The organism is Iodidimonas muriae (assembly GCF_014647255.1).
Lineage (GTDB): Bacteria > Pseudomonadota > Alphaproteobacteria > Sphingomonadales > Rhodothalassiaceae > Iodidimonas > Iodidimonas muriae.
This window is the reverse complement of sequence record NZ_BMOV01000002.1, coordinates 154,108-180,058: the sequence shown is the minus strand read 5'-3', so window position 1 is coordinate 180,058 and position 25,951 is coordinate 154,108. Positions and strand designations below refer to the sequence as shown.

Below are 25,951 nucleotides of genomic sequence, written 5' to 3'. Positions count from 1 at the left end.
TCGGCCCCAGGACCGTATGGAAGCAAGAATGTTCGAAATCTATCGCAAGACCATCGATTGGGGCGGACGTCCCCTTACCCTTGAGACGGGCCGCATTGCCCGTCAGGCCGATGGCGCAGTTGTCGCCACCTATGGCGAAACGACGGTATTATGTACCGTTGTGGCAGCGAAGCAAGCCGATCCGGGGCGGGATTTCTTTCCGCTGACCGTGAATTATCAGGAAAAAACATATGCTGCCGGCAAGATCCCCGGCGGCTTCTTCAAGCGCGAAGGCCGTCCTTCTGAAAAAGAGACGCTGACCTCGCGCTTGATCGACCGCCCCATCCGCCCGTTGTTCCCTGCGGAATTCCGCAATGACACACAGGTGATCTGCACCGTTTTGAGCCACGACATGGAAAACGACCCCGATGTGGTTGCCATGGTTGGGGCGTCTGCGGCGCTGACCCTGTCGGGTATTCCGTTCTTTGGCCCCATTGGCGGCGCACGCGTCGGCTATAAGGATGGTGCTTATCTGCTTAATCCGGTTCCCGATGATCTGGCAGACAGCAGCCTCGATCTGGTTGTTGCCGGAACGCAGGATGCGGTTTTGATGGTGGAATCGGAAGCCAAGGAACTGGACGAAGCGGTGATGTTGGGGGCCGTGATGTTCGGCCATCAGCAGATGCAGCCGGTGATTGATGCCATCATTGCCTTGGCGGAAGAAGCGGCGAAAGAGCCGTGGGATCTGCCCGAAAAGCCCGACAATTCGGCTTTGGAAGCCAAAGTGGGCGAACTGGCCCGCGCCGGTCTGGAAGCGGCTTATGCCATCACCGAAAAGCAAGAACGCCGCGCCAAGATCGATGCGGTGAAGGCGGCTGTGAAAGAGGCTTTGGCCGATGATGCCGAAGCCCTTGATAAGGTGGGGGATATCCTCAAATCGATGGAAAAAACCATCGTGCGCGGCAATATCATTGCAGGAAAGCCCCGCATTGATGGCCGTGCCCTTGATCAGGTGCGCCCCATCGTTTCCGAAGTGGGCGTTCTGCCCCGTGCCCATGGCTCTGCCCTGTTCACCCGCGGTGAAACGCAGGCTTTGGCGGTGACCACCCTTGGAACGGGCGATGATGAGCAGCTGATCGATGCGCTGGAAGGCTCTTATCGTGAGCATTTCATGCTGCATTACAACTTCCCGCCCTATAGCGTTGGCGAAACCGGCCGTGTGGGCTTCACCGGTCGTCGGGAAGTGGGTCATGGCAAGCTGGCATGGCGGGCCTTGAAGGCGGTTCTGCCGTCGAAAGAGTCTTTCCCCTACACCATCCGCATCGTTTCGGAAGTGACCGAATCGAACGGCTCGTCTTCCATGGCGACGGTGTGCGGTTCGTCCCTGTCGATGATGGATGCCGGCGTGCCGTTGGTGCGTCCCGTGTCCGGCATTGCCATGGGTCTGATCAAGGAAGGCGATAAGTTCGCCGTTCTCTCGGACATTCTGGGTGATGAAGATCATTTGGGCGATATGGATTTCAAGGTGGCCGGAACCGAAAAGGGGATTACCTCTTTGCAGATGGACATCAAGATCGCCGGGATCACCGAAGAGATCATGGAAAAAGCGCTTGCTCAGGCCAGCGGTGGCCGCGCCCATATTCTGGGTGAAATGAACAAGGCATTGACCGGTGCCCGCACCGAGCTTTCCTCCAATGCGCCGCGCATTGAAACCATGCAGATCAACAAGGAAAAAATCCGCGAAGTGATCGGCACGGGCGGTAAGGTGATTCGTGAAATCGTCGAAACCACCGGCGCGAAGGTGGATATCGAAGACGATGGTTCGATCAAGGTGTCCAGCTCGGACCCCGAAGCGATCAAGAAAGCCCTTGCCTGGATCGAAGGCATTGTGGCCGAGCCGGAACTGGGCCGTATTTACGATGGCAAGGTTGTCCGCATCATGGATTTCGGCGCGTTCGTGAACTTCATCGGAACCCGTGATGGTCTGGTGCATATTTCAGAACTGGCCGATCATCGGGTTGATAAAGTCACCGACATCGTCAAAGAAGGCGATCAGGTGAAGGTGAAGGTGCTTGATATTGATGATCGTGGTAAAGTGCGGTTGTCCATGCGCCTTGTTAATCAAGAAACCGGCGAAGAGCTGGAAGACACACGGCCCGCAAAGGGCGGCAAAAATCGGGACTGACCATCTTTCCCGATAGCGACAAAAAAGGCGCCGGGATGGTTATTGACCATCTCGGCGTTTGTATTTTCCATCAGATTTTGTTTTAGTCAAATCTGCGTGTTTGTCTGCTTGGAGATGTATTGTGAAGGCACTGAATGCAATCCGCCTTGGCGGCAAAGAGCTTCTTCCCTTGATCGAAGGAGGGAAAGGCATTGCTGTCACCAGCGGAGCCTCGTCCGGCCCGTGGGCGGCTGCGGGTGGCGTTGGTACGGTGTCGGCTGTCAATGCGGATTCCTATGATGAAAACGGGCAAATTATCCCGCAGATATATTATGGCCGTACCCGCCGCGAACGCCATGAAGAGCTGGTGCGCTATGCCATTGATGGCGGCGTTGAACAGGTGCGCCGTGCCTATGAAACATCGCGGGGCCTTGGGGCGATCAATATCAATGTCCTATGGGAAATGGGCGGCGCACAAAGGGTGTTGCAAGGCGTTTTGGAAAAAACGCGCGAGCTTGTGCACGGTGTGACATGCGGCGCCGGGATGCCTTATAAGCTGGCGGAAATTTGTGCGGGCTATGGGGTGCATTATTATCCCATCGTTTCTTCGGGGCGGGCATTTCGCGCCTTATGGAAGCGCGCCTATAACAAGTTTTCCAGCTATCTGGGCGCAGTGGTTTATGAAGATCCGTGGCGGGCGGGCGGTCATAATGGCCTGTCCAATTCCGAAGATCCGAACATCCCGGAAGATCCCTATCCGCGTGTGGTTCAATTGCGCCAGACAATGCGTGATGCGGGCTGCCCAGAAGTGCCGATCATCATGGCGGGCGGCGTGTGGTTCTTGCGCGAATGGCAAGATTGGGTGGACAATCCCGAACTTGGCCCTATCGCCTTCCAGTTTGGCACCCGACCTTTGGTGACGCGTGAAAGCCCGATTCCCGAAAAATGGAAGCGGATGCTGATGACGCTGAAAGACGGCGATGTGCTGCTTCACAAATTTTCGCCCACCGGCTTTTATTCTTCGGCCATTAAAAATCGCTTCTTGAATGCGCTTGTGGGGCGCAGCGACCGCCAGATTGCGTATTCCACGCAGAATGTGGGCGAACATGACACGCTATTGACCGATGGCTCACGGCGCAAATTTTACGTGACAAAGTCTGATGAGCAACGGGCAAAGGCATGGATTGCCCAGGGGTTTACCGAAGCGATGAAAACCCCGGACAATACCTTGGTGTTTGTGACCACCGAGTGCCGCGATGAGATCCGTAAGGATCAGGCGGATTGCATGGGGTGTCTGTCGCAATGCCAATTTTCCAACTGGGCCGATAACGAGAAAAACTCGACGGGCCGGAAAACCGACCCCAGAAGTTTCTGTATCCAGAAAACCTTGCAAGATGTTGCCCATGGGAAAAGCCTTGAGGACAATCTGGTCTTTGCCGGACATAATGCCTATCGCTTTGCCGAAGATCCCTTTTATTCAAATGGCTTTGTGCCAACGGTGAAACAGCTTGTGGACCGGATTCTGACGGGGGACTGATCGGGAGCAAAATTGTATTTTAAAGAATTACACAGTATCATCTTGTAAATAGATGGTTAACAGGTCATTCTGTTTCTATACCCCCTGCAGGCAAGGGAGACGTAGAGATGATATTTCCAGAAGGACTGACACAAAGTCAGGCTGTCAGACCCTATGCTGCGAGCTTGAACTTGTTGCGTGATGCCGGACTACGGCCAACGCGCCAAAGGCTGTCTTTGGCCAAACTGCTGTTCAACTCCGGTGAGGCACGCCATGTGACGGCGGAAAAACTCCATGAAGAAGCTTTGGCCGATGGTGTCAAAGTCTCTTTGGCAACAGTTTACAATACCCTGCATCAGTTTACCGAAGCGGGGCTTTTGAATGAATTGGTGATCGATTCGTCACGCATTTATTTCGATACCAACACCGATTCGCATCATCATTTCTATAATTGTGCCACGGGTGCGCTTTATGATGTGCCCAAAGAAGATGTGGTGGTATCGCACCTGCCGCAACCCCCGAAAGGGGCGCGTATGGCCGGGGTGCATGTGGTGATGTATATCGACGAATAGGCCGGAATCGCGGTTTGGGCAGCTATTCAATCACTTCATCGCGGTAAGTACCCCAAATGGCCGTGCGGTTTATCCATGCCGTGCGGCCAGCCAAAGATACCCGGCACCATTGGGGCAGACAGCGATCCAATGATACAATCACCCCCGACTCTGCTCGCATGATTTCTGTGCTGGCGGGCCGGGGTTTTCCATAAAGACTGCGGGTGCCGCCGGTTACCAAAGCGGTGCGGGCGCCAGATAGCAGAGCCGAATGCATCCAGCCTTGGGTGCCGTCTTTATCGCGCACCCGCCGCCAATTGCCATATTCCGCGGTAATTTCAAGCGGTAAGGTGCGGCGGACATAGGTCCATAGAATGGGATATTGCTCGCCCGGTCCGGTGCGCATATTCGCTTCGCCTGAAGCCAATGAGACAAAGCGCGGCAAAGGCAAGCCAGAGGCACCGGGCAGTCTTTCCCCGGCATCGATCATTTGTGCCCGCCCCTGGCTTATGGGGACGGTGGTTGCCAATATCAAAAAGCAGGAGAAGAAAAATCTGCGGATCACCGTTTGGTTCCCTTTTGGCAACATAAATGGACGGGGCGAATTTAACCGTCCGGCTTGGAGGGTCAAGAGCCTGTTCATAGCATGATAGTCTTGTTGATACTTTGAAAGCAGGCGCGCGATCTGCTAGGGAAAACCACAGAGGAAATTTGGAGAGCTTTCCGCACGTCTTTTTTGATCTCTGTACTTCTTCTATCCGCACCCGGCATGGCAACTGAAGGATCGACCGCTGATGAGCGAGGCTCAAAAGACATCCAAACCCCGCGTTATTGTGAGCAGGCGCTTGCCTGAACCCATTGAAACGCGCATGGCCGAGTTGTTCGATGTACGGCTCAATACCGATGATCAGCCCATGAGCGCGGCGCAATTGATCGAAGCGGTGGGCGAGGCGGATGTGCTTGTTCCCACGGTGACAGATAAAATCGATGCAGCTATTCTTGCCCATGCAGGCCCGCAGCTGAAGCTTATCGCCAATTTTGGCAATGGGGTGGATCATATCGATCTGGCCAGCGCCCGTCAGCGCGGCATCACCGTCACCAATACACCGGGGGTGCTAACGGAAGATACCGCCGATATGACCATGGCGCTGATCCTGGCGGTGCCGCGTCGTCTGGTGGAAGGCGTGCGCTTGCTGGAAAGTGGTGAATGGGAGGGCTGGTCGCCCACCGGGTTGCTGGGCCGCAGGCTGTGGGGCAAGCGGCTGGGGATTATCGGCATGGGCCGGATCGGTCAGGCGGTGGCACGCCGCGCCCGGGCTTTTGGCATGCAGATCCATTATCACAATCGCCGCCGCCTGCCACAGCAGGTGGAACAGGATCTGGAAGCCACATGGTGGGAAAGCCTTGATCAGATGTTGGCCCGCGCCGATGTGATTTCCATCCATTGCCCCCACACACCGGCGACATTTCATCTATTGTCGGCGCGGCGATTGAAGCAGCTTCGGCCCCATGCCTATGTGGTGAATACGGCGCGCGGCGAAGTGGTGGATGAAAATGCCCTGTTGCGGATGCTGGAAGCGGGCGAATTGGCCGGAGCAGGTTTGGATGTCTATGAACACGAACCGGCGGTCAATCCAAAATTGTTGGCGCTTAATACCGTGGTGGCCTTACCGCATATGGGATCGGCAACGCATGAAGCGCGGGTTGATATGGGCGAAAAGGTGCTGATTAATATCAAAACCTTTGCCGATGGTCATGCGCCGCCTGATCGGGTGTTGGGGGAATGGCTTTAAGACCGAGTCTCTAGGGCTTTGGCCAGGATTTGATTCTGGCCTGCCTTGTCGGCCTCTCCGGCCCATTCGGCGATTACCGCCGGATCGGTTTCGGTGGGAAGATGCTGTGCGCGTAGGGAGGCCAACCGGTCGGGTGTGGCCAGTTGATGCACCGCCCAGACAGCCATGGCCCGCACCAGTGGGGATTCGTCGTGAAGCCGGGCCTCTATCACGGGCAAGAGCGTGGGATCGGCACTGTTGCCCAAGGCAATCATCACATTGCGTACAAAGCGGTCGCGTCCGGTGCGTTTGATGGGCGATCCGGCAAACACCGCGCGAAAGTCCGCATCATCCAGATCAGCCAGATCGGCCAGATCGGGGGCCGCCAATTCGGTACGCGGGAAAAACGCCACATCCTTGGTTTTCTGTGCAAATTTATTCCACGGACAAACGGCGAGACAATCGTCACAGCCATAGATGCGGTTGCCCATGGCTTTGCGAAATTCGCGGGCAATATGGCCTTTATATTCAATGGTGAGATAGGAAATGCACCGCCGCGCATCCAGTTGATAGGGCGCGGGGAATGCCTTGGTGGGGCAAATATCAAGGCAACGGCGGCACGACCCGCAATGATCGCCGGGGCTGTGATCGGGGCTTAGATCGAGTGAGGTGAACAGCGCTCCCAAAAACAACCAGCTACCATAATCGGGCGAAACCAGATTGGTGTGCTTGCCTTGCCAGCCAAGGCCTGCCGCTTCGGCCAAGGGTTTTTCCATTACCGGGGCGGTATCCACAAACAGCTTTACTTGTGCTTTGTGTTTGTCCACCACCCACCGTGCCAATTGGCGCAGGCGACCCTTGATCAGATCGTGATAATCCTTGTTGCGGGCATAAACCGATAACGTGCCTTTTTGGCGCCAGTCGAGTTGTTGCAACGGATTTTGGGCGGGTCCGTAATTCAGGCCCAGCATCATCACCGACCGCACATCGGGCCATAAAGCCTTGGGATGACGGCGGCGGTCGGCCTTGTCGGCCATCCAGCCCATCTCTCCATGGCGGCCCAATTCCAGATAGCGATCCAGCCGCAGCCCTGCCCCTGCCACAGCGTCGGGATCAGCGATGCCCACCGCATCAAAGCCAAGCCCAAGGGCGTATTCGCGCAGGTTATCCTCCAAAGGTAGAGGGGGGGGAGAGGCGCTCAAAAGTCGGGCCTTTCATAGTGTTTGGGCGGGATAAGGCCGGGAATACGATCTTTCAGCAACAGCCGCACAGAGCGCCTTGATTTCACTCGCATATACCATTCTCGCGCGCTTTGATGGCGGTCCCATGGCACATCGGCAAAATAATCGGCAATGGAAATCTGGGCGGCGCAGGCGGCATCGGCAAGGCTGAACTGCGGCCCGGCCAGATAATTGCGGCGTTCGGTCAGGAAGTCCAGATAATCCATATGGATTTTCAAATTATGATGCGCCGAACGGATGGCCCCACTGTCCGGCTCTCCCATACGTAAAAAGCGCTTCATCAGCTTTTCCGTTATCAGATGGGCTGTCACCTCCACCTGATATTTGCCCATGAACCAGCTTGTCAGTCGGCGCACTTCGGCCCGCGCCTTGGGATCTTCACCGATCAGGGGGGGGCTGGGATTGGATTCATCAAGATATTCGCAAATGGCCATGGCATCGCAAAAGACAGTTTTGTCTTCCACCAGAACCGGAACCGTGCCCGCTGGATTGAGACGCAGAAATTCGGCCCGCCGCTCCCATGGCTTTTCCAGCCTTAAATGGGTTTCCAGCATTTTTTCTGCCAAAACAATTCGCGTTAAAAGCGATCCGGCTTCAAGCCAGCTATGATACAACACCCGCATCATCGGTCCGTCTCATGCTTTACAGACATAAACATCAAGGATTGCATCAGCCCCATCTTATTGTAACGTCAGACGCTCACGATCTTGTGCGTTCTATTTTCCGGAGACACTATGGCCCCCATTGTTGAATTATCCAATATCCACAAGCGTTTTGGCGATCATATTGCAGTTGAAGATGTCTCGATGCAGGTGGAACCGGGACAGGTCTATGGTTTTCTCGGGCCCAATGGGGCCGGAAAAACCACCAGCATTCGAATCATGCTGGGCATTATCGACCCTGATCGCGGCACCAGACAAATCTTGGGTGCGCAATCTGCGCTCTCTGTATCGCACCGCGTTGGATATTTGCCGGAAGAGCGTGGCCTTTACAAGAATATGTCGGCGCAAAATGTGATTGCCTATCTGGGGCAATTGAAGGGCATGGATGGTGCCAGTGCAAAGCGGCGCGCCGGAGAGCTTCTAGAGCGTTATGGGCTGGCGGATGCGGCAAAAAAGCGCGTCAAGCAATTGTCCAAAGGTATGGCGCAAAAGGTGCAGGTTTTGTCCACCATGGTTCATGATCCCGATCTTGTGGTGTTGGATGAGCCATTTTCGGGCCTTGATCCGGTCAACCAGCAGGTGTTGGAAGACCTGTTGATGGATATGAAGCAGGCTGGGAAAACGATCATATTCTCTACCCATGTGATGCAACATGCGGAACGCTTATGCGACCGAATCGGGCTGATTGCCCATGGTCGCGATGTGTTCAATGGCACCGTAGGGGAGGCAAAGCGCTTGTTGACCCCGCGCATTTTGCTGCGCACCAAAGATGACATTATGGCCTTGCACGAGCTGGAAGCGGTGCGCGATGTAACCCCGATTTCCGAAGAAAATGGAGTGATGGAGTGGGAAATCGTCACCCAAGGCAGGGTGAGCACAGAAGAACTGGTGGGGCGCTGTATGGAACATCGCATCGAAATTGCGCATTTCTCGATGATCGAGCCCAGCCTGCATGAAGTGTTCGTCCATCTGGTGGGCGGGGAAAAAGCCGTAGAAGATCAAAATGTCTCAAAAGGTTGGGGAGACGCCACATGATTCGGGGAATTTCGCTTGTTGCACGCCATGAATTTGTGGAGACGGTGCGGACCAAAAGTTTTCTCATTTCCCTTGTACTGATCCCGTTATTGATGTCTGCGGGCATGTTTGTGCCGCAATGGTTGTCTTCGCATACCAGTGTCATTCGCAATGTGGCTATTGTGGATCTGACAGAAGAGGCGCGTTATGGCGATATGCTGGCGCAGGAGATCAAGCGTGTTTATGCGCGAAATGCGCTGGCAGAGATTACCTCTTATGTCCGCGCCTATGCGTTTCCGGAGTTTAAAACCGATCAGGGCCTTGACCCTAGACAAGTGCCTCCTTTGCTATTGAAACGCCGCAGTGATTTTACAGATGCCGATGCCGATGCGTTTTTGAACAATGGCGGGCTTGTCTGGGCCATGAGCATCGCCGCTCCGTTTGTAAAGCCCGGGTCGCCGCCACCGGTTCTGGAGCCTAAAACCCTGCGTCTGGTGGATGTGCCTGACGATCTGGCAAAAGCGGACCTCAGGGGAGCGCCAGCGGATTATTTACGGCCGTGGCTTACTGGCGAACGGAATATAACTGTTCCCGATAGTGACAAGCCGGAGACATTGAGCGCTGTGGTGTTGATCCAGCCTGATGCCGCACCTGTACAGCCCGGCAGCCCCTCTGCCCTTGGCTATGCGGAACCCGGGCAAAGCGTGCAGATCTGGAGCAATGGTGCCCTTCCGGAAAGCCTCGCCAGACGTTTGCCAAGGGCTGCGAATGTGGTGTTTCAAAAGACGGAACTTGTGGCCTATGCTGGAGATTCAGAGGTTCTGGAGCGGATGGATTACAGAGCTCCTCTCCGGACGCTGGATATTTCTGCCAAGGATGGTCGGGAATTGACGACGGCGGACATGATCGCCCGCATTTTGCCGCGCGCCTTGTCGGTGATGCTGATTTATTTTCTCTATATCAATATGTTCATGTTGATGAACAACACCATGGAAGAAAAATCCAGCCGGATCATCGAGGTGCTGGTCAGTTCTGTAACACCCAATCAGTTGCTGATCGGCAAGCTTTTAGGCTCGTCTTTGGTGGCGCTGACCATGTTTGCCTTTTCGGTGGGAATGTTCCTTGCGGTCATCCTGTTGGCGGGTGGGAGCGACTTTGTAGAATTTGCGGGAATTTTGCTGGACGTGTTTTCCAAACAGCCCATTCTTCCGGCGTTGTTTGTTTATTTTGTCCTTGGTTATTTCCTGTTTGCGGGCATCTTTCTCACCTTGGGAGCATTTTGCGAAACATCGCGGGACGTGCAGAACATGTCCACGCCCATGGTGCTGTTGATGATGGTGGTCCCCTTTGTGGTTTGGGCTGTTGCCGATGACCCAAATGGGTCCGGCGCGCAGTTATTGTCATGGATGCCGTTCTTTGGGCCGTTCATGATGATGGCGCGGGCCACGTCCGAGCCGCCGATGCTTGATATTGTCGGCTCTGTATTGGTGCAGCTTTTCACCATTGCCGTGTTGCTGTGGGCATCGGGCAAGATTTTCCGCATCGCCGTTTTGTCCAGCGGCAAGCCAAAAGTCGGTCAGCTCATAAAATTGGTACGCCAAGGGGGATAGGCTGACCCCCTTCCAACCATGCAAAAAGGGCAGCTTTTGAGCTGCCCTTTTCTTTTTGCCGAAGATACTGATTGTGGAAGATATTGGCGGTTTTAAGCGGTTTCTTTTTCGGCCGTCTGGGCGTTTTCCACCAAAGGAAAGGGCAGACGTGAAAGCATTTCCTTTGGCACCACCTGCCACACGCGCTCAAGGGTTTCTGCCCAGTTGCTTAAAAGCATGGCAGCATGGCGGCTGTCCGTTTCCAGCAAATGCCGTTCGATCAGGCGTTTCAATTCCGCTTCCCAGCGCGGCGAACGGATGCGGTCGAACACCACCGTGTCGCGGTTGAGGTGATTGTCCAGAATCTCCCGGTCATCATAGACAAAGGCCATGCCGCCGGTCATGCCTGCGGCGAAATTATCGCCCACCGATCCCAAAATCACGGCGGTGCCGCCTGTCATATATTCGCAGCCATTGTCGCCACAGCCCTCGACCACCACTTCGGCGCCGGAATTGCGCACGGCAAAGCGTTCGCCCGCTTGCCCTGCGGCAAATAACTGCCCCGATGTGGCCCCATAAAGCACCGTATTGCCGATGATAGTGTTTTCATTGCTGGCCAAAGGCGAGCGGGCGGGCGGGCGCACAACGATGGTGCCGCCCGACAAACCCTTGCCCACATAATCATTGGCATCGCCATAAACCACCAGCTTCAACCCGCGCACAGCAAAGGCTCCAAGGGATTGGCCTGCAGAGCCCTTGAGCTGCACCGTTACATGGCCGGGAGCCATATCCTTGTGCCGCTTTTGGCGTATCAGATGGGCGGAAAAGCGGGTACCAACGGCGCGGTGGGTGTTGCGCACCGCATAGGTGAGCTGCATTTTCTCCCCGCGTTCGAACACCGGCTTGGCATCTTCTACCATGCGGGCATCCAGGGTGTCGGGCACTTCATTGCGGCCATCCACGCGGCAGATGCGCTCTTCATCAGAGGCGTCGACGCGCACGAGTATGGGGTTGAGATCCAGATCGTCCAGACGTGGTGACCCGCGGCTTACCTGCCGCAACAGATCGGAACGCCCGACGATTTCCTCTAGAGAGGTGGCCCCGAGTTTTGCAAGAATTTCTCGCACATCTTCGGCAAGGAAGGTCATCAGATTGACCACTTTTTCCGCCGATCCGTCGAATTTTTTGCGCAAGGCTTCATCTTGGGTGCAAATGCCCACGGGGCAGGTATTGGAATGGCATTGACGCACCATCAAGCAGCCCATGGCCACCAATGATGCGGTGCCGATGCCGAATTCCTCGGCCCCCAAAAGCGCCCCGATAACAATATCGCGCCCGGTTTTGATGCCGCCATCCACCCGCAGGCGGACCCGGTGGCGCAGGCGGTTCAGGGTCAGCACCTGATTCACTTCGGCCAACCCAAGCTCCCATGGGGCACCGGCATATTTGATAGAGGTTTGCGGCGATGCCCCGGTGCCGCCCGAATGGCCGGAAATCTGGATCACATCCGCATGGGCTTTGGCCACACCGGCGGCAATGGTGCCGATGCCGGCAGAGGCCACCAGCTTCACGCAAACCCGGGCGATGGGGTTGATCTGCTTGAGATCGTAGATCAGCTGGGCCAGATCTTCGATGGAATAAATATCATGATGGGGCGGCGGAGAGATCAGCATAACGCCGGGGGTGGAATGGCGCAGCTTGGCGATCAATTCCGTCACCTTGAAGCCGGGAAGCTGGCCGCCTTCACCGGGCTTTGCGCCTTGGGCGACCTTGATTTCCACTTCTTCGCAATTATTGAGATATTTCGCCGTGACGCCAAAGCGCCCGGACGCGATCTGCTTGATGGGGGAATTGGCATTGTCGCCATTGGCATAAGGCGTGAAGCGGCGCTCATCCTCGCCCCCCTCGCCCGATACCGATTTTGCCCCGATACGGTTCATGGCAATGGCCAGCGTTTCATGGGCTTCGGGGGAGAGCGCCCCCATGCTCATGCCCGGTGTTACAAAGCGCTTCCTGAGTGCGGTCACCGATTCCACCTCGTCCAGATTGACGGGCTTTTGCTTGGGGACAAAGTCCATCAGATCACGCAGATTGACCGGCGGCAGCTTGGCCAGAGCATCCACATAATGGCGGAATTGCGAACTGGCCCCGCTGGCCACGGCCATTTGCAGCATATGGATCAGGCGGCCTTCAAAGGCATGGGTTTCCCCACCGGCACGATAGCGGTATAGGCCGCCAATGGGCAGGCTGGTGACATCTTCGCCAAAAGCGCGGGCGTGATTGGCGCGCAGGGTTTCTTCAATGCCCGCAAGGCCGATGCCGGAAATTTTCGATGGCACATTGGGGAAAAATTCCGCAGCCAAGGCCCGCGACAGGCCCAGAGCTTCGAAATTGCCCCCGCCGCGATAGCTGGAAATGACACTGATGCCCATTTTGGAAATGATTTTCAGCAAGCCATTGTCGATGGCTTCTTTCCAGTTGCTCAGGCATTTTTCAAGGCTCATGCTGCCAAACAGGCCACGGCTATGGCGCTCTTGCAGCGCTTCTTGCGCCAGATAGGCGTTGACCGTTGTCGCTCCAACGCCGATCAGCACCGCATAGGCATGGGTATCCACACAATCGGCGGCCCGCACATTAAGGCTGGCAAAGGTGCGAAGGCCCTGATTGAGAAGATGTGTGTGGACCCCGCCGGTGGCCAGAATCATCGGCACCGGCGCCCGATCCGGGGAGACTTTTTCATCGGTCAGGAAAATCTGCCCCAAGCCAGAGCGCACCGCATCTTCCGCTTCGGCGCGGATACGGTCCAGCGCCGATTTCAGTGCGCCAGAGCCTTCATGGATATCAAAGGTGCAATCGATGATGGTGGCTTCATTGCCCCAATAATCAAGCAAAGCGGCATATTCCCGCGAGGTCAGCACCGGACTTTCAAGAATCAGCACATTGTTTTGCGGATTGTCGCCATCCAAAACATTGCCGAAATTCCCGAACCGGGTTTTGAGCGACATCACCCGTTGTTCGCGCAAAGGATCAATGGGGGGGTTGGTCACTTGCGAGAAATTCTGCCGGAAATAGTGCGACAAGGGGCGATAATGCGTGGATAGCACCGCAAGGGGGGTGTCGTCGCCCATGGATCCGATGGCCTCTTTGGCCTCGGCGGCCTGCGGGTGCAGGATCAGTTCCAGATCTTCATGGCTGAGCCCCGCCAGAATTTGTCGGCGGCGTAATTCGGAATGATCGAAGGCCGAAGGCTCGTCCCGATCGTCGGGGACGATATCGGCGAAATCTTTAAAATGGCGCACCCAGCGTTCAAAAGGCCGGGCAGCCGCCAGTTGATCCTTGAGATCGCGGTCATGGTAAAAGCGGCCTTCTGCCAGATCCACGGCGATCATCTGGCCCGGCCCCAAACGGCCCTTTTCCGCCACATCTTCTTCATGGACCACCACCATGCCCGCTTCCGAGCCGACAACCACCAAGCCATCGCGGGTGACCGTATAGCGCAAGGGACGCAGGCCGTTGCGGTCCAGCCCTGCCATGGCAAAACGCCCGTCATAAGCGACAAGGGCGGCGGGGCCATCCCAAGGTTCCATCACCGAATTGCAATAGGCATACATGGCGCGATGTGCATCGGGCATGGTGACCCGTTTCGACCAGGATTCCGGCACCAGAAGGCTTTTGGCCATGGGGGCGGAGCGGCCGGCACGCACCAAAAGCTCGAACACCGAATCGAGGGCGGCGGAATCCGACGCGCCTTGCGGCACCACAGGCTTGATGGCTTCACCGCGGTCGCCAAAGGCCAGAGAGGCCATGCGGATCTGGTGGCTGCGCATCCAGTTCACATTGCCACGCACGGTATTGATTTCGCCATTATGGGCGATCATGCGGAAAGGCTGGGCCAGCCACCATTGCGGAAATGTGTTGGTGGAATAGCGCTGATGATAAAGCGCGAAAGACGATACAAAACGACTGTCTTTCAGATCGGGATAAAACACCGATAATTGTTCAGCCAGAAACAGCCCCTTATAGATGATCGACCGGGCCGATAGCGAACAGATATAAAATTCATTGATCTGTGCTTTTATGACCGCTTTTTCGATGGTGCGGCGGATCACATATAAGTCGCGTTCAAAATGTTCTTCATCCAGGCCTTTGGCATTGGAGATGAGGATCTGTTCGATTTCGGGGCGGGTGGATTGCGCCTTGGTTCCGATGACGGATGCATCCACCGGTACTTGCCGCCAGCCATAGATCTTGTGCCCGGCTGCGAGAATGGCGCCCTCAACGATGGAGCGGCAGCGTTCTTGCGCCGAAAGGTCGGTACGCGGCAAAAACACCATGCCTACGGCGATGCGCTCATCTTCAGCGATGTTCTGGCCCATGCGTTCCGCATGATCGCGGAACAGCGCATGGGGAATTTCCAGATGGATACCCGCACCGTCGCCGGTTTTTCCGTCTGCATCCACAGCCCCCCGGTGCCACACGGCTTTCAGTGCTTCGATGCCTGACAGCACCACGCGACGCGAAGGCTTTCCGTTCACGGCGGCGACAAGGCCGACACCGCAGGCGGCATGCTCGTCCATGGGATCGTAAAGGCCAATGGCGCTGGGGGGGTAAACACTCATCTGGGGTCTTTCCTGACATCGCGGACCATCAACATAAGCGGTTAAGGGTCCATAGGGTGACGAATGGCTTGGGTCTTTCCAGCCGCGCCCGAAGCACGGGGCCTTGGCGCGCCGGCGGAAAGGGTCTTAAAGCGGCGCTGGAATGCTTAAGGATTCAGCGGTCAAACGCTGCTTGATATGCTCCATGGCTGTCATGGCTGCCTGTTGCGACATCTGCATACCTGCCTGCATGCTTTCGCGGGCGATGACCGGCTGTTTTTCCAGCAATTTGATGCCCAAAGGCGTTTTGTAGAAGGCGGTCAGTTCACGGATTTCCTGCGTTGAAAAATGCCGCGACCAGACAGAGGCCGTAAGGGCCACCACCGCCGGTTTCATATCGTTCATGGTGGCCGTTACTTCTTCACGAACAATGGTGCGCAGCTTTTCGGACTGGTCGGGATTGGCCTCCAAAAGCATGGGTAGAATATCTTCATTGAACAGGCCGATCATCTGGTCGGCCATGGCTTCCACCTGAGTGATTTCTACCAATTCACGGATGGCGGCGGTCTTTTCTTCATCCTCTTGGGCGCTGGCGGGTGCGGCAAGGCAAAGCCCGGCAAAAACCGCGGCAAAGGAAAAAGAGCGCACCGCGTGGAGAGGGGATAAGGAGAGTCGGAACATTCGTTAAACTTTCGGTTGGATTGAAGGTTGGCAATGCTCGCCAAAGGTAGCTTTTTACGCAAGCCCTAACTGACAGTCTCAAGCGCCATTGTGCGGTCTGGCTGCGTTTCCGGCTTGGGATTGCGCTGGTCCTTCAAATAGCGGTCTATGGCGCTTGCGGCATCCTGACCATCGCGCACCGCCCACACCACAAGGGACGCCCCGCGCACAATGTCCCCTGCGGCAAACACCCCTTTGATAGAGGTTGTCATGCTGCGATGATCGGTTTTCACGGTTCCCCATCCGGTGGTGAGAAGGTCCGTCGTGCCAAAGGCTTTGGGGAGATTCTCGGCTTCAAATCCCAGGGCATGGATCACCAGATCGGCGTCCAGGCTGTGGCTTTGGTCGGGCAAAGGCTCCGGGGCGCGGCGTCCTGTGGAATCGGGTGGGCCAAGGCGCATGCTGGAAACCCGCACGCCGTTCACCGTGCGCCGCCCCAAAAAGGCTTCGGGGGCCGAGAGCCAGTTGAACTGGACGCCTTCTTCTTCCGCATTGGCCACTTCGCGGGCCGAGCCGGGCATATTGTCCCGGTCGCGGCGATAAAGGCAGGTCACGGCGCTGGCCCCCTGACGGATGGCGGTGCGCACGCAATCCATAGCCGTATCGCCGCCGCCGATCACCACAACCCGTTTGTTTTCGACATCAAAGCGATCCAGATCGGATTCGGGCAGCTGATCGCCCAATCCAATGCGGTTTGCATGAACCAGATAAGGAAGCGCAGGGACTATATTGCCCAATCCCACGCCCGGCGCTTTCATATCGCGGGCCTTATAGGTGCCGGTGGCGATCAAAACCGCGTCATGGGTTTTGCGCAGGTCGCCAAAGCTCAGATCCCGCCCGATATCCACATTCAGGCGGAAGGTAACGCCGCTGTCGATCAACCGCTGGCCGCGCCGCGTGACCACCTCTTTTTCCAGCTTGAAATTGGGAATGCCATAAATCAGCAGCCCGCCGATGCGGTCATAGCGATCATAGACCGTTACTTGATAGCCCTTGCGGCGCAGGCGCTCGGCTGCCGCCAGCCCCGCAGGTCCGGCCCCGATGATGCCAACGCTTTGATCGCGTTCCATGGGGGGCGTGATGGGGCGTACCCAGCCTTTTTCCCACGCCAGATCGGTGATGTGTTTTTCCACGGCCCCGATGGTGACGGAGTCAAAGCCCTTTTCAATGACACAATTGCCTTCGCACAGCCGGTCTTGCGGGCAGATGCGGCCACATATTTCAGGCATGGAATTGGTGGCCGATGAAATTTCATAGGCCTCTTCCCAGCGGCCTTGGGCGGCCAAACGCAGCCAATCGGGGATGTTGTTTTGCAAGGGGCAATGGATTTGGCAAAATGGCACGCCGCATTGCGAACAGCGCGATGCCTGTTCGGCGGCTTTTTCCGCAGCAAAAGCGCTATAAATCTCGTTGAAATCCGTTTGCCGTTCCACCGCCGACCGTTTGGTCGGCATGGCCTGGGCAATGGAGACGAATTTCAGCATAGGCTCGCTCATGGCGGATCCTTTTCTTATAGCGGCTTGGGCGATTCAGGCAGCCCGGTGGCTCGGCTCGTCAGGGCGATTTGGGCTGCTTGCCAGTCAAGCCATCGGCCCCCTCTTCTTTGGGATATGTCATTTGTTTCCGTGTGACACTGTGCCCTTCTTCCCCAATCCGGCCGGGGCCATGCCCGTTGGCTGGGTGAGACAGCGGATCAAGACCATGCGATACAGCAAAAGACGACAGATTGAGGCGACCTTGCTGCTCTGACAATCTCGATATCGGTAATCTATCATCATAAATTTTGGAAAACGAGTATGAAATGGTCTATAGGGCAGTAAACCTGTCTTAAAAAAGAGAGCATAAAGCGTTTTCGGGACACCAAGCATATCCGCAGCGTTCAAACACATGAACGGACCTTGCACCATATGGGGCAAGGGACCACTGGCATGATGAAGGGGATCGGGGCATAACAGCGAGGCTGTGTTGCGTGCCTTATTCTTGTTTTTATCGCTTTTGCGACTTTGTGATGCGGAGACTGTGAATGCCGCTTTTCCATCTTTTGATCCTTGCTCTTGTGCAAGGGATCACAGAATTCCTTCCCATTTCCTCTTCGGCGCATTTGGTTCTGGTGCCGGTTCTTACCGGCTGGGATGATCAGGGCCTTTTGATCGATGTGTCTGTGCATGTGGGCACATTGGCGGCTGTTTTGCTGTATTTCTGGCGCGATACGAAAGGCTTGGCTTTGGCAATGCTGGGAAGCCTTGGCGTTGCGCCTGCCCGTCGGGCTGTGGCGGGCAGCCGTTATCCGACGCTATTTTGGGGATTGGTTCTGGCCACTATGCCGGTGGTGATAGCGGGATTGGCGTTCAAGCTGACCGGATTGATCGATGCCTTGCGTAGCCCATTGGTGATTGCTTTTGCCAGCATTGGCTTTGGCTTGCTTCTTTACGGGGTGGATCAAAAAAGGCCATGCGAGAAAGAAATAAAGAGCCTGGGATTGAAGGCGGCGCTGCTGATCGGTTTGTCACAGATTCTGGCGCTTATTCCGGGTACGAGCCGCGCGGGGATTACCATGACAGCGGCCCGTCAGCTTGGCTTCAAGCGCCCGGATGCGGCGCATTTTTCCATGCTGCTTTCCATTCCCACCATTTTGGCGGCCGGTACGCTGGCGGGATTTGATCTGGTGGAAAAAGGGATGGATGGGCCATGGCAGGATGCCTTGATCGGGGCCGGTTTATCCTTTGCGGCGGCCCTTGCGGCCATTCATTTCCTGATGCGTTGGTTGCAACATGCCAGCATGACCGTATTTGTTGTTTATCGCGTGGCGTTGGGCTTGGCGTTGCTGCTGTGGGTGCTTTTATAAACGCCTGCGTTTGATGTTCAGCCTTCAGCTAGGGGTTACCGCGCGGCGTAAGGAAAGAGCGATCAATCGTGCCGTGCGGCGACGTTCCGCGTCGCTCATCGCCGGATGGGTGCCCCGGCTTTGGGGGATGCTGTGCGTCTTGGCTCTTTCATCACAGTCATGGCCCTTTAAGGACAGGCGGTTCGTTTCGTAAGGTTGGTTGGACATAGCTTGGCCTGTTGGTCTGTCACTTTTTCAGATGGCTTGTCATTCTGGCCAAGCCCGGTGGTGGGTCGCAAAGGATGATCCTTCTTGGAAAGCCTTAGCAAGCTTTGGGCCAAATGCGCTGAAGGCCGGAAAGCCTGGCGGTACGGCATGGGGACTATGTGGTTTTTGCAGCAAACGGAATATTCGACCCGGCAGGGCGTGCCGCCTTTTCAGGTCATCCGGCGGACGGATGCCGTGCAAACTGTCCTTTGGGGCGATAGCGGATGAAATATCCCGGCAAAATCGCTTCCATGGGGGTGGCGGCGATTCCCAGCGTTTCCAAGGTCAGCGCATCGCTTTGCACCACATTGTCCAGCATCAGCAAGCGCAGTTGATCTGGTGTCAGGGGTGGCTTGGGCAAAAATTGCAGCAAGGCCGCCTGAAGACGCGCCAACGGCATGGGAATGTCAAGCAAGGGCTTGTGAATCCCTGCTTGATCCATGATTAACGACAAAAGCGATCGGAAGGTAAAAATCTCCGGCCCGCCAAGCTCATAGGTCCGCGCTTTGGTGGCTGGCCCGCCCATCAAGACAGCCAGCACTGCCTTGGCCACATCGCCCACATAAACCGGCTGAAAGCGTGTATCGCCAGAGATCACCGGCATGAAGGGCAGTCGCTTCCCAAGGGCGGCAAAGCGGTTGGTAAAGTCGTCTTCGGGGCCGAAAATAAGGCTGGGCCGCAATATGGTGGCTTTGGGAAAGGCCGCATAGACGGATTCTTCGCCCATGGCTTTGCTTTGTGCATAAAGAGAGGAGGCGTTTTTATCGGCTCCGATAGCAGAGATCTGCACAAAGGACTTCACCCCTTCCCGGCTTGCCGCTTTGGCAAGGAGGCCCGCTCCTTCGGCTTGTATCTTATGGAATTTTTGCGATCCGCGTTGATAGAGAATTCCCACAAGATTGATCGCGGCATCGGCACGTCTCAATGCGGCGGCCACAGACCGTGGATGGGTGATATTGGCTTGAACGGTCTGGATCTGCCCCACCGCACCCAGCGATAAAAGAAACAGCGCCTGATCAGGGTGACGCACCGCCACGCATATCCGCCAACCCTTTCGGGCCAAAGCCTGCACCACATAGCGACCTACAAAGCCGGATCCGCCAAAAACCGTTACCAGGGGATAGGTCATGTTCGCCTCCGATCAGCCCCGATATCCGGGGTTTTTTCGCGGCCAGAAAGGCAGGCCCAATGATGAAGTGTATCTTGTTGGCCATATTACGACAATTGATGTGAAAAAGATCTGATGGCGGGGCAAATAAGCAGCTTGACAAGATGGGCGATGCCTATTAGCTATCGCCGCCTTACAACCCACCTGCCCAGGTGGCGGAATTGGTAGACGCGCTGGCTTCAGGTGCCAGTGATCGCAAGGTCGTGGAGGTTCGAGTCCTCTCCTGGGCACCATTCTTTCTCTGACTTGCTTCGGCTTTCTTTTGCCGCCCCGCCCAATGTGGCTGTGCGCTGGCTGAAGCAGCAGATCCCGTACAATAAGAGCATGGTAGCCTTTTAGGCTCCGATGGCCGTCAGGCCCCCTCTATGCCCGGTATTCGCGCCATTCTTTTTTGGTCCGGACAGGACTCCTAAAAATCATCATCCGATTGCCCGATCGTCCGGTTGGTTGGTCGTTCTGCCTTGCTTTTTAAGGGGGCGGGTAAAGCGCCTTGGGACTTTGTGCGCATAAAAAAGGCCACAGCCCATGGGCCGTGGCCTTTGATTGAAAGCGATCTTGTATTTTAGGACGAGCGGATCGAACTCAGGAACTGTTGCACCTGCTCGCGCAAGTCACTGGATTGGGTGGCCAGTGATTGTGCCGAGCCAAGCACCTGATTGGCGGCCGCGCCATTGCTGGCAGCTCCTTCATTCAGGCTGGCCATATCGCGGGAAATGTCTTGTGCACCGGCCGACACTTCCGAAACATTGCGGGCGATTTCCTGAGTCGAGGCGTCTTGCTGTTCCACCGCCGAGGCAATGGATACCGCCGTTGTATCGATTTCCGCAATGATGGTCCGGATCGCTTCGATGGCATCGACGGTCTTTTTCGTTGCGTCTTGCATGCCATCGATCTGGGCTGAAATGTCGCTGGTGGCTTTGGCTGTTTGATTGGCCAGGGACTTCACTTCGCTTGCCACGACGGCAAAGCCTTTCCCGGCTTCCCCGGCCCGTGCCGCTTCAATGGTGGCGTTCAGCGCCAAGAGATTGGTTTGATCGGCAATATCATTGATGAGATTGACCACATCACCGATTCGCTGGGCCGCATCCACCAATTCCCGAATATCGCCGGAGGCACGCTCCGTGCGTTCCACGGCATCGCGGGCCGACGTGCTGGATTGGTTGGTCTGGGAGGCAATTTCGCGCACCGAGGCAGACAGCTCTTCGGCGGCGCTGGCCACCATTTGCAGGCTGTTGGTTGCATGGTCCGCTGTTTTGGAGGTGACGCTGGCCCGGCTTGCATTGTCGTTGGCGGTTTCCGTCAGGCCTTGTGCGGCATGCTCCATTTCACTGGCGGCCTGATTGAGGCCATCCACCACCTGCATGACCGAGGCTTCAAAGGTATCGGCCAGTTGCAGCATTTCTGCCTGGCGCTGCCGCCGCGATTCTTCTTCCCGCTCCAATTCGCGCTGGCGCTGGGCTTCTTCCCGTTCGCGGGCCACCCGTTCGGCTTCTTCACTTTCCCGACGTTGGCGTTCTTCCGCTTCATGCTGCGCGGTTTCGAGGCGGATTTTTTCCACCGCATTGTCTTTAAACACCTGAACACTACGGGCCATGTCGCCAATTTCATCGCTGCGACGGGTGCCCCGTACGGGAACTTCGAGATTGCCCTGGGACAATTCGACCATGGTGCGGGACAGGCTTGCCATGGGCCCCACGATCCGCCGCACCACCAGCCAGAAAGAAATGGCCCCAACCATCAGGGTAAAGGCCAAGAGAACCACATCTTTCCAGAATTGGGCTGCTTCCGCCGCTTCATTGGCAAGGGCTTGTGCGCTGGAAAGTTCGCCGGCCCGTTCCGCCAGTGTTTGAACGGGTTCCAAAGCATCGGTGGCTTTTTCAATCCACTCAAGGGCGGTGAAGGGGTTTGGTTCACCCAGTTCGGCGGCGGCATAAACCTCGTCGCGGTCCAAACCGAAATTGTCGAAAAAGGTGCCGCGCACATCTTCCAGCAAAGGCGACAGCTCTTCGGAAACGAGGTCCGAGCTTACCAGTGCTTGCACATCTTGCCATGCGGATTCCACATGGCCGTTATAGGTGGAAACGATTTGCAGCATCAGGCTGGACAAGGGGCGCCCGGAGGCCATGGACTCGCCAATGGTGGCCCAATCCCGCGAGGCATATTCCTGCATGCGCCACAGCAGATATTTGAGCTGACCATTGGCCTGAATAGAGGGTTGGCTGGGTGCAAAGCTGTAGGTTAGGGCAAGGCGCACATCCAGAATGCTCTCGATCAGATCGCCCAAAGCGTTGGAGGCATTCCGTCCGATCCGCGATTCGCGGTTATCCGCAGACTGGATCAGGGCGCGATCGACCGAACCGCGCAAGGTCATATAGCTCTTTTGCGCCTCTGCCATGGCGCTCATCAGGTCGGATTTATTGGGGAAATCGGGAAGGGAGTCCAGATGGTCGTGCAGGCTTTCATAGGATCGGTCGAACTGCGCCCGTTCCTTTGACATCATCATGGAAAATTGAGGGTCCGGCGCTTCATCAAAGCCCAAGGCGGTGCTGACCACGCCCCGCTCGACCGCCAAGGCAAGTTTTGCCTGGGTCATGGCTTCGATGGCGTCTCCGACGGCCACTTGCAATTCCGCGTCCCGTTGGCGGTCAAGGGCAGTCAGCGCAGCGATGGCTCCATAAAACACCACAACCGCAACGAGTACGCCGACAATTGTCAAAAGAGAATTTCGCACCGTCAGAACGCGGAGCAAAAGTGCTGTCAGTTTCTTTTTGTCCCAACCAAGCATAGATAACATTTCTACGACCCCAGGTACCATCCACGACTCAGGCACTCGAACATGCCCGGTATTCTGTCGCATTGTGACAAGCTGGTATTAAGGAATATTAAACGCTAAACTTAATGCGAATTTTAAGGTCAGGAATCGTTCATTTTCAGGGCGGCGATGAACGCATCATGGGGGATTTCCACCTTGCCATAGGTGCGCATACGCTTTTTCCCCGCCTTTTGCTTTTCCAACAACTTCCGCTTGCGTGAGACGTCTCCGCCGTAACATTTCGCGGTAACGTCTTTACGGAGAGCGGAGATTGTTTCCCGCGCCACCACCTTGCCTCCAATGGCCGCCTGAATCGGAATTTTGAACATTTGGCGCGGAATCAAATCCTTAAGCCGTTCGCACAAGCCCCGTCCCCGGGTTTCTGCCTGTGACCGATGCACCAGCATTGCCAACGCATCCACCGGTTCGGCATTCACCAGAATCGACAGCTTCACCAGATCGCCTTGACGATATTCCTTCAGCTGATAATCGAAGCTGGCATAGCCCCGGCTGACGGATTTCAGGCGGTCATAAAAATCATAGACCACTTCATTGAGCGGCAATTCATAGATCAACATGGCCCGGTTGCCAGCATAGGTGAGCTGTTTTTGAATGCCGCGCCGATCTTCACACAGCTTCAAAACGGAGCCCAGATGTTCATCGGGCAGCATGATGGTGGCTTCGATCCATGGTTCTTCGATATGGGCGATGCGCACAGGGTCGGGCATATCCGCAGGATTGTGGAGTTCTTCCAAAGTCCCGTCGGTTTTATGAACCTTATATACCACCGATGGGCTGGTGGTGATCAGATCCAGATTAAACTCGCGGTACAGCCGCTCTTGAATGATTTCCAGATGCAACATGCCCAGAAATCCGCAGCGGAACCCGAAGCCCAGGGCGGCCGAGCTTTCTGCTTCAAACTCGAAGCTGGCATCATTCAGGCGTAATTTGTGCAAACTGTCGCGCAGATGTTCGAAATCGGCGGCATCGGCGGGGAACAGGCCGCAAAACACCACGGATTGTGACGGCTTGAATCCGGCCAAAGCCTCTGCACAAGGTTTTTTGGCTTCGGTGATGGTGTCGCCCACATTGGTGTCGGCCACTTCCTTGATGCCTGCAGTGATAAAGCCGATTTCTCCCGGCCCAAGGCTTTCCACCGGCGTTTTCTTGGGGGAGAAAATACCGACGCGGTCGATGGGATGCTCGGCCCCGGTGGCCATCATCTTCATCACCATGCCTTTTTTCATCACCCCGTCCATCACGCGGACCAGAACGACAACGCCCAGATAGGGGTCGTACCAGCTATCCACCAGCATGGCTTTCAAGGGCTTGTTGGCGTCGCCTTTGGGGGCGGGCAGCTTGGTGACCAGCGCTTCGAGCACCTCATGGACGCCGACGCCGGTTTTGGCAGAGACCGGAATGGCTTCAGAGGCGTCGATGCCGATCACATCCTCGATTTGGCGTCGGATTCGCTCCGGCTCGGCGGCGGGCAGGTCGATCTTGTTCAGAACCGGAACCACTTCATGGTCAATATCGATGGCCTGATACACATTGGCCAATGTTTGGGCTTCTACGCCCTGGCTTGCATCCACCACCAAAAGCGAGCCTTCGCAGGCTTTCAGCGAACGCGAGACTTCATAAGCGAAATCCACATGCCCGGGGGTATCCATCAGATTGAGGATATAGGTTTCTCCGTCATCGGCTTTATATTCCAGCCGGACGGTCTGCGCCTTGATGGTAATGCCCCGCTCGCGCTCGATCTCCATCGAATCGAGCACCTGCTGCTTCATTTCGCGGTTGGTCAGCCCACCGCAATCCTGAATGAGGCGATCCGCAAGCGTGGACTTGCCGTGATCGATATGCGCGATAATCGCGAAATTACGAATGTTTTCCAGTTTGGCCATGGCGCGTCATATAGCGCTGCTGCAGCCTTGCTGCAATGCGGCTTCGTCTATTGGCCGTCGATTTCTTTAAGATATTACCAATTGGACATCATGGACGGCTTTTCGGATTTCTTGCTGGCCAGCAAACGCCAGACCTGCAAATCGCCGCTTTCCATCATACGGCGGCGCAAAGACCAGAATTCCGCCTCTTTCAAAAGGGCCTGCAACAGTGCGTCGCCATCTTCTTGTCGGGATAATTGCGCCGCCACTTTATCGGCTCCGGCCCAGGCTTTGTTGATCAGATCGATATAGGTGGGGGTGATATTTTCACTGACCCGGATATTGAAGCGGGCCTTTTTCGCCAGATCCACCAATTCTGCCGAAGTCACCATAAAGGGGCGGCGTTTTTCCTGTTCCGATTCGCGCCATTGACGATAGCTTTCCTTGCCAAGAACATTATCGGAGCCAAGCACGAAGTCCGTCATCAAAAACAGGCCAGAAGGCTTCAGATGTGCTTCCACCAGCCCCATCATTCGGGCTTTGTTTTCAATGGTGAAAAAGGCTTCTTTTGCGAAGGCCCGATCGAAATTGCGTCCGAAACTGTCGATCTCTTCTGTGGAAAAGTGCTTGATGTCGGCCTTTTTCGCCATGCCGGCCATCAGCGATTTTTCATTGGCGAGCTTTACCAAGCGCTCCGACGTTTCATAGCCGGTTACCCAGGCGCCGAATTTATCGGCAAGGGTGCGGGCTGGCCCGCCCAGATTCGCGCCAATTTCAAGCAAGCTCATTTCCGGCGACAAGGCCAGCAATTTGCTGACCGAAATCACATGCTCGGGGCCGCCGGGACCGCAATATCCCTCGCCCCAGATATATTGCGCAATTTCTACCCGGTTTGAATCCCATGGATCGAAAGGCAATTCCAGATCTTCGGGGGAAACGTCCGGTGCCGGTTTGGCTGGAGAAGCGGGAGGTTTGGGCGGATCTTCAGGCACATTGCTTTGTTGCAAAGCCGCTTTCCGCGCCAGCAATTTTTCCACATCCGCAGGATCATAGCCTTGCCACCAAGCCATCATACGGACTTTCAGTGACATCGGAGAAGCCGCTTTTTTCTGCCGAGACGAGGCCATAGAATTATGGGTCCGCACATTAAAACGACACCGGAATAGGAAGGGCGCAATACGCCCACCCTAG

General features: G+C 56.0%; 18 protein-coding genes and 1 tRNA gene. 8 read left to right on the top strand and 11 right to left on the bottom strand.

All coding sequences use genetic code 11. The annotated features are described in order from the left end of the window. Positions 1-28 precede the first annotated feature (28 nt). From pnp to irrA, 3 genes are all read left to right on the top strand, one after another. Positions 29-2,164 carry a polyribonucleotide nucleotidyltransferase gene (pnp, locus tag IEX96_RS03245; protein WP_150004225.1) on the top strand — a complete coding sequence of 712 codons (2,136 nt, stop codon included), beginning with the start codon at positions 29-31 and terminating at the stop codon, positions 2,162-2,164. A gap of 118 nt (positions 2,165-2,282) precedes the next feature. After that, entirely contained in the window at positions 2,283-3,680 is a 1,398-nt protein-coding gene (locus IEX96_RS03240) for an NAD(P)H-dependent flavin oxidoreductase (RefSeq protein ID WP_150004504.1), read from the top strand. Between the two features lie 107 nt (positions 3,681-3,787). Further along, a complete protein-coding gene (gene irrA / locus IEX96_RS03235; RefSeq protein ID WP_150004224.1) occupies positions 3,788-4,231 on the top strand; it encodes an iron response transcriptional regulator IrrA in 444 nt (147 codons plus the stop codon). A gap of 22 nt (positions 4,232-4,253) precedes the next feature. On the opposite strand, the gene IEX96_RS03230 is transcribed toward irrA, so the two are convergent. Next, positions 4,254-4,775 (bottom strand): SH3 domain-containing protein, encoded by a 522-nt coding sequence (locus IEX96_RS03230; protein WP_229773496.1) that lies wholly within the window; start codon positions 4,773-4,775, stop codon positions 4,254-4,256. A 229-nt stretch (positions 4,776-5,004) separates the two neighbouring features. Here IEX96_RS03230 and IEX96_RS03225 point away from each other — a divergent pair, with 229 nt between their 5' ends. After that, positions 5,005-6,003 (top strand): 2-hydroxyacid dehydrogenase, encoded by a 999-nt coding sequence (locus tag IEX96_RS03225; protein WP_149999911.1) that lies wholly within the window; start codon positions 5,005-5,007, stop codon positions 6,001-6,003. Here the strand turns inward: IEX96_RS03225 and queG are convergent. Together queG and IEX96_RS03215 are read right to left on the bottom strand one after the other, a co-directional pair. After that, complete coding sequence (gene queG, locus IEX96_RS03220) at positions 6,000-7,184, bottom strand: tRNA epoxyqueuosine(34) reductase QueG (RefSeq protein ID WP_229773495.1); 1,185 nt, start codon at positions 7,182-7,184, stop codon at positions 6,000-6,002. The genes IEX96_RS03225 and queG overlap by 4 nt on opposite strands. Further along, the gene (locus IEX96_RS03215) at positions 7,181-7,846 is read right to left on the bottom strand and encodes a glutathione S-transferase family protein (RefSeq protein ID WP_150004502.1); all 666 of its coding nucleotides are present in this window, start codon (positions 7,844-7,846) and stop codon (positions 7,181-7,183) included. The genes queG and IEX96_RS03215 overlap by 4 nt, the downstream gene beginning before the upstream one ends. Positions 7,847-7,957: 111 nt before the next feature. On the opposite strand from IEX96_RS03215, the gene IEX96_RS03210 reads away from it, so the two are divergent. Then, positions 7,958-8,920: an ABC transporter ATP-binding protein gene (locus tag IEX96_RS03210; RefSeq protein WP_150004223.1), complete on the top strand. Its 963-nt coding sequence runs from the start codon at positions 7,958-7,960 to the stop codon at positions 8,918-8,920. Then, positions 8,917-10,509, top strand: coding sequence for an ABC transporter permease (locus tag IEX96_RS03205; protein ID WP_150004222.1), 1,593 nt, complete (start codon positions 8,917-8,919; stop codon positions 10,507-10,509). Before IEX96_RS03210 ends, IEX96_RS03205 begins: the two co-directional genes overlap by 4 nt. Positions 10,510-10,601: 92 nt before the next feature. On the opposite strand, the gene gltB is transcribed toward IEX96_RS03205, so the two are convergent. The 3 genes from gltB to IEX96_RS03190 all read right to left on the bottom strand — a co-directional run bounded on the left by gltB (position 10,602) and on the right by IEX96_RS03190 (position 17,302). Then, on the bottom strand, positions 10,602-15,107 hold the full coding sequence (gene gltB / locus IEX96_RS03200) for a glutamate synthase large subunit (protein ID WP_188873472.1): 4,506 nt from the start codon (positions 15,105-15,107) through the stop codon (positions 10,602-10,604). Between the two features lie 126 nt (positions 15,108-15,233). After that, complete coding sequence (locus IEX96_RS03195) at positions 15,234-15,767, bottom strand: DUF2059 domain-containing protein (RefSeq protein ID WP_150004221.1); 534 nt, start codon at positions 15,765-15,767, stop codon at positions 15,234-15,236. Positions 15,768-15,832: 65 nt separating this feature from the next. Then, positions 15,833-17,302 carry an NAD(P)-dependent oxidoreductase gene (locus IEX96_RS03190; RefSeq protein ID WP_150004220.1) on the bottom strand — a complete coding sequence of 490 codons (1,470 nt, stop codon included), beginning with the start codon at positions 17,300-17,302 and terminating at the stop codon, positions 15,833-15,835. A 527-nt stretch (positions 17,303-17,829) separates the two neighbouring features. On the opposite strand from IEX96_RS03190, the gene IEX96_RS03185 reads away from it, so the two are divergent. Then, the gene (locus IEX96_RS03185) at positions 17,830-18,651 is read left to right on the top strand and encodes an undecaprenyl-diphosphate phosphatase (RefSeq protein WP_150004219.1); all 822 of its coding nucleotides are present in this window, start codon (positions 17,830-17,832) and stop codon (positions 18,649-18,651) included. Positions 18,652-18,675: 24 nt separating this feature from the next. On the opposite strand, the gene IEX96_RS03180 is transcribed toward IEX96_RS03185, so the two are convergent. Both IEX96_RS03180 and IEX96_RS03175 read right to left on the bottom strand, forming a co-directional pair. Next, positions 18,676-18,858 carry a hypothetical protein gene (locus IEX96_RS03180; protein WP_150004218.1) on the bottom strand — a complete coding sequence of 61 codons (183 nt, stop codon included), beginning with the start codon at positions 18,856-18,858 and terminating at the stop codon, positions 18,676-18,678. A 214-nt stretch (positions 18,859-19,072) separates the two neighbouring features. After that, complete coding sequence (locus IEX96_RS03175; protein WP_150004217.1) at positions 19,073-20,026, bottom strand: complex I NDUFA9 subunit family protein; 954 nt, start codon at positions 20,024-20,026, stop codon at positions 19,073-19,075. Positions 20,027-20,211: 185 nt separating this feature from the next. On the opposite strand from IEX96_RS03175, the gene IEX96_RS03170 reads away from it, so the two are divergent. Next, positions 20,212-20,298 (top strand) — tRNA-Leu (locus tag IEX96_RS03170). 329 nt (positions 20,299-20,627) lie between these two features. On the opposite strand, the gene IEX96_RS03165 is transcribed toward IEX96_RS03170, so the two are convergent. The 3 genes from IEX96_RS03165 to IEX96_RS03155 all read right to left on the bottom strand — a co-directional run bounded on the left by IEX96_RS03165 (position 20,628) and on the right by IEX96_RS03155 (position 25,851). After that, positions 20,628-22,859: a methyl-accepting chemotaxis protein gene (locus tag IEX96_RS03165; RefSeq protein WP_188873471.1), complete on the bottom strand. Its 2,232-nt coding sequence runs from the start codon at positions 22,857-22,859 to the stop codon at positions 20,628-20,630. 119 nt (positions 22,860-22,978) lie between these two features. Continuing rightward, positions 22,979-24,781 (bottom strand): translation elongation factor 4, encoded by a 1,803-nt coding sequence (gene lepA, locus IEX96_RS03160; protein WP_150000981.1) that lies wholly within the window; start codon positions 24,779-24,781, stop codon positions 22,979-22,981. 74 nt (positions 24,782-24,855) lie between these two features. Continuing rightward, positions 24,856-25,851 (bottom strand): methyltransferase domain-containing protein, encoded by a 996-nt coding sequence (locus tag IEX96_RS03155; RefSeq protein WP_188873470.1) that lies wholly within the window; start codon positions 25,849-25,851, stop codon positions 24,856-24,858. Positions 25,852-25,951 lie beyond the last annotated feature (100 nt).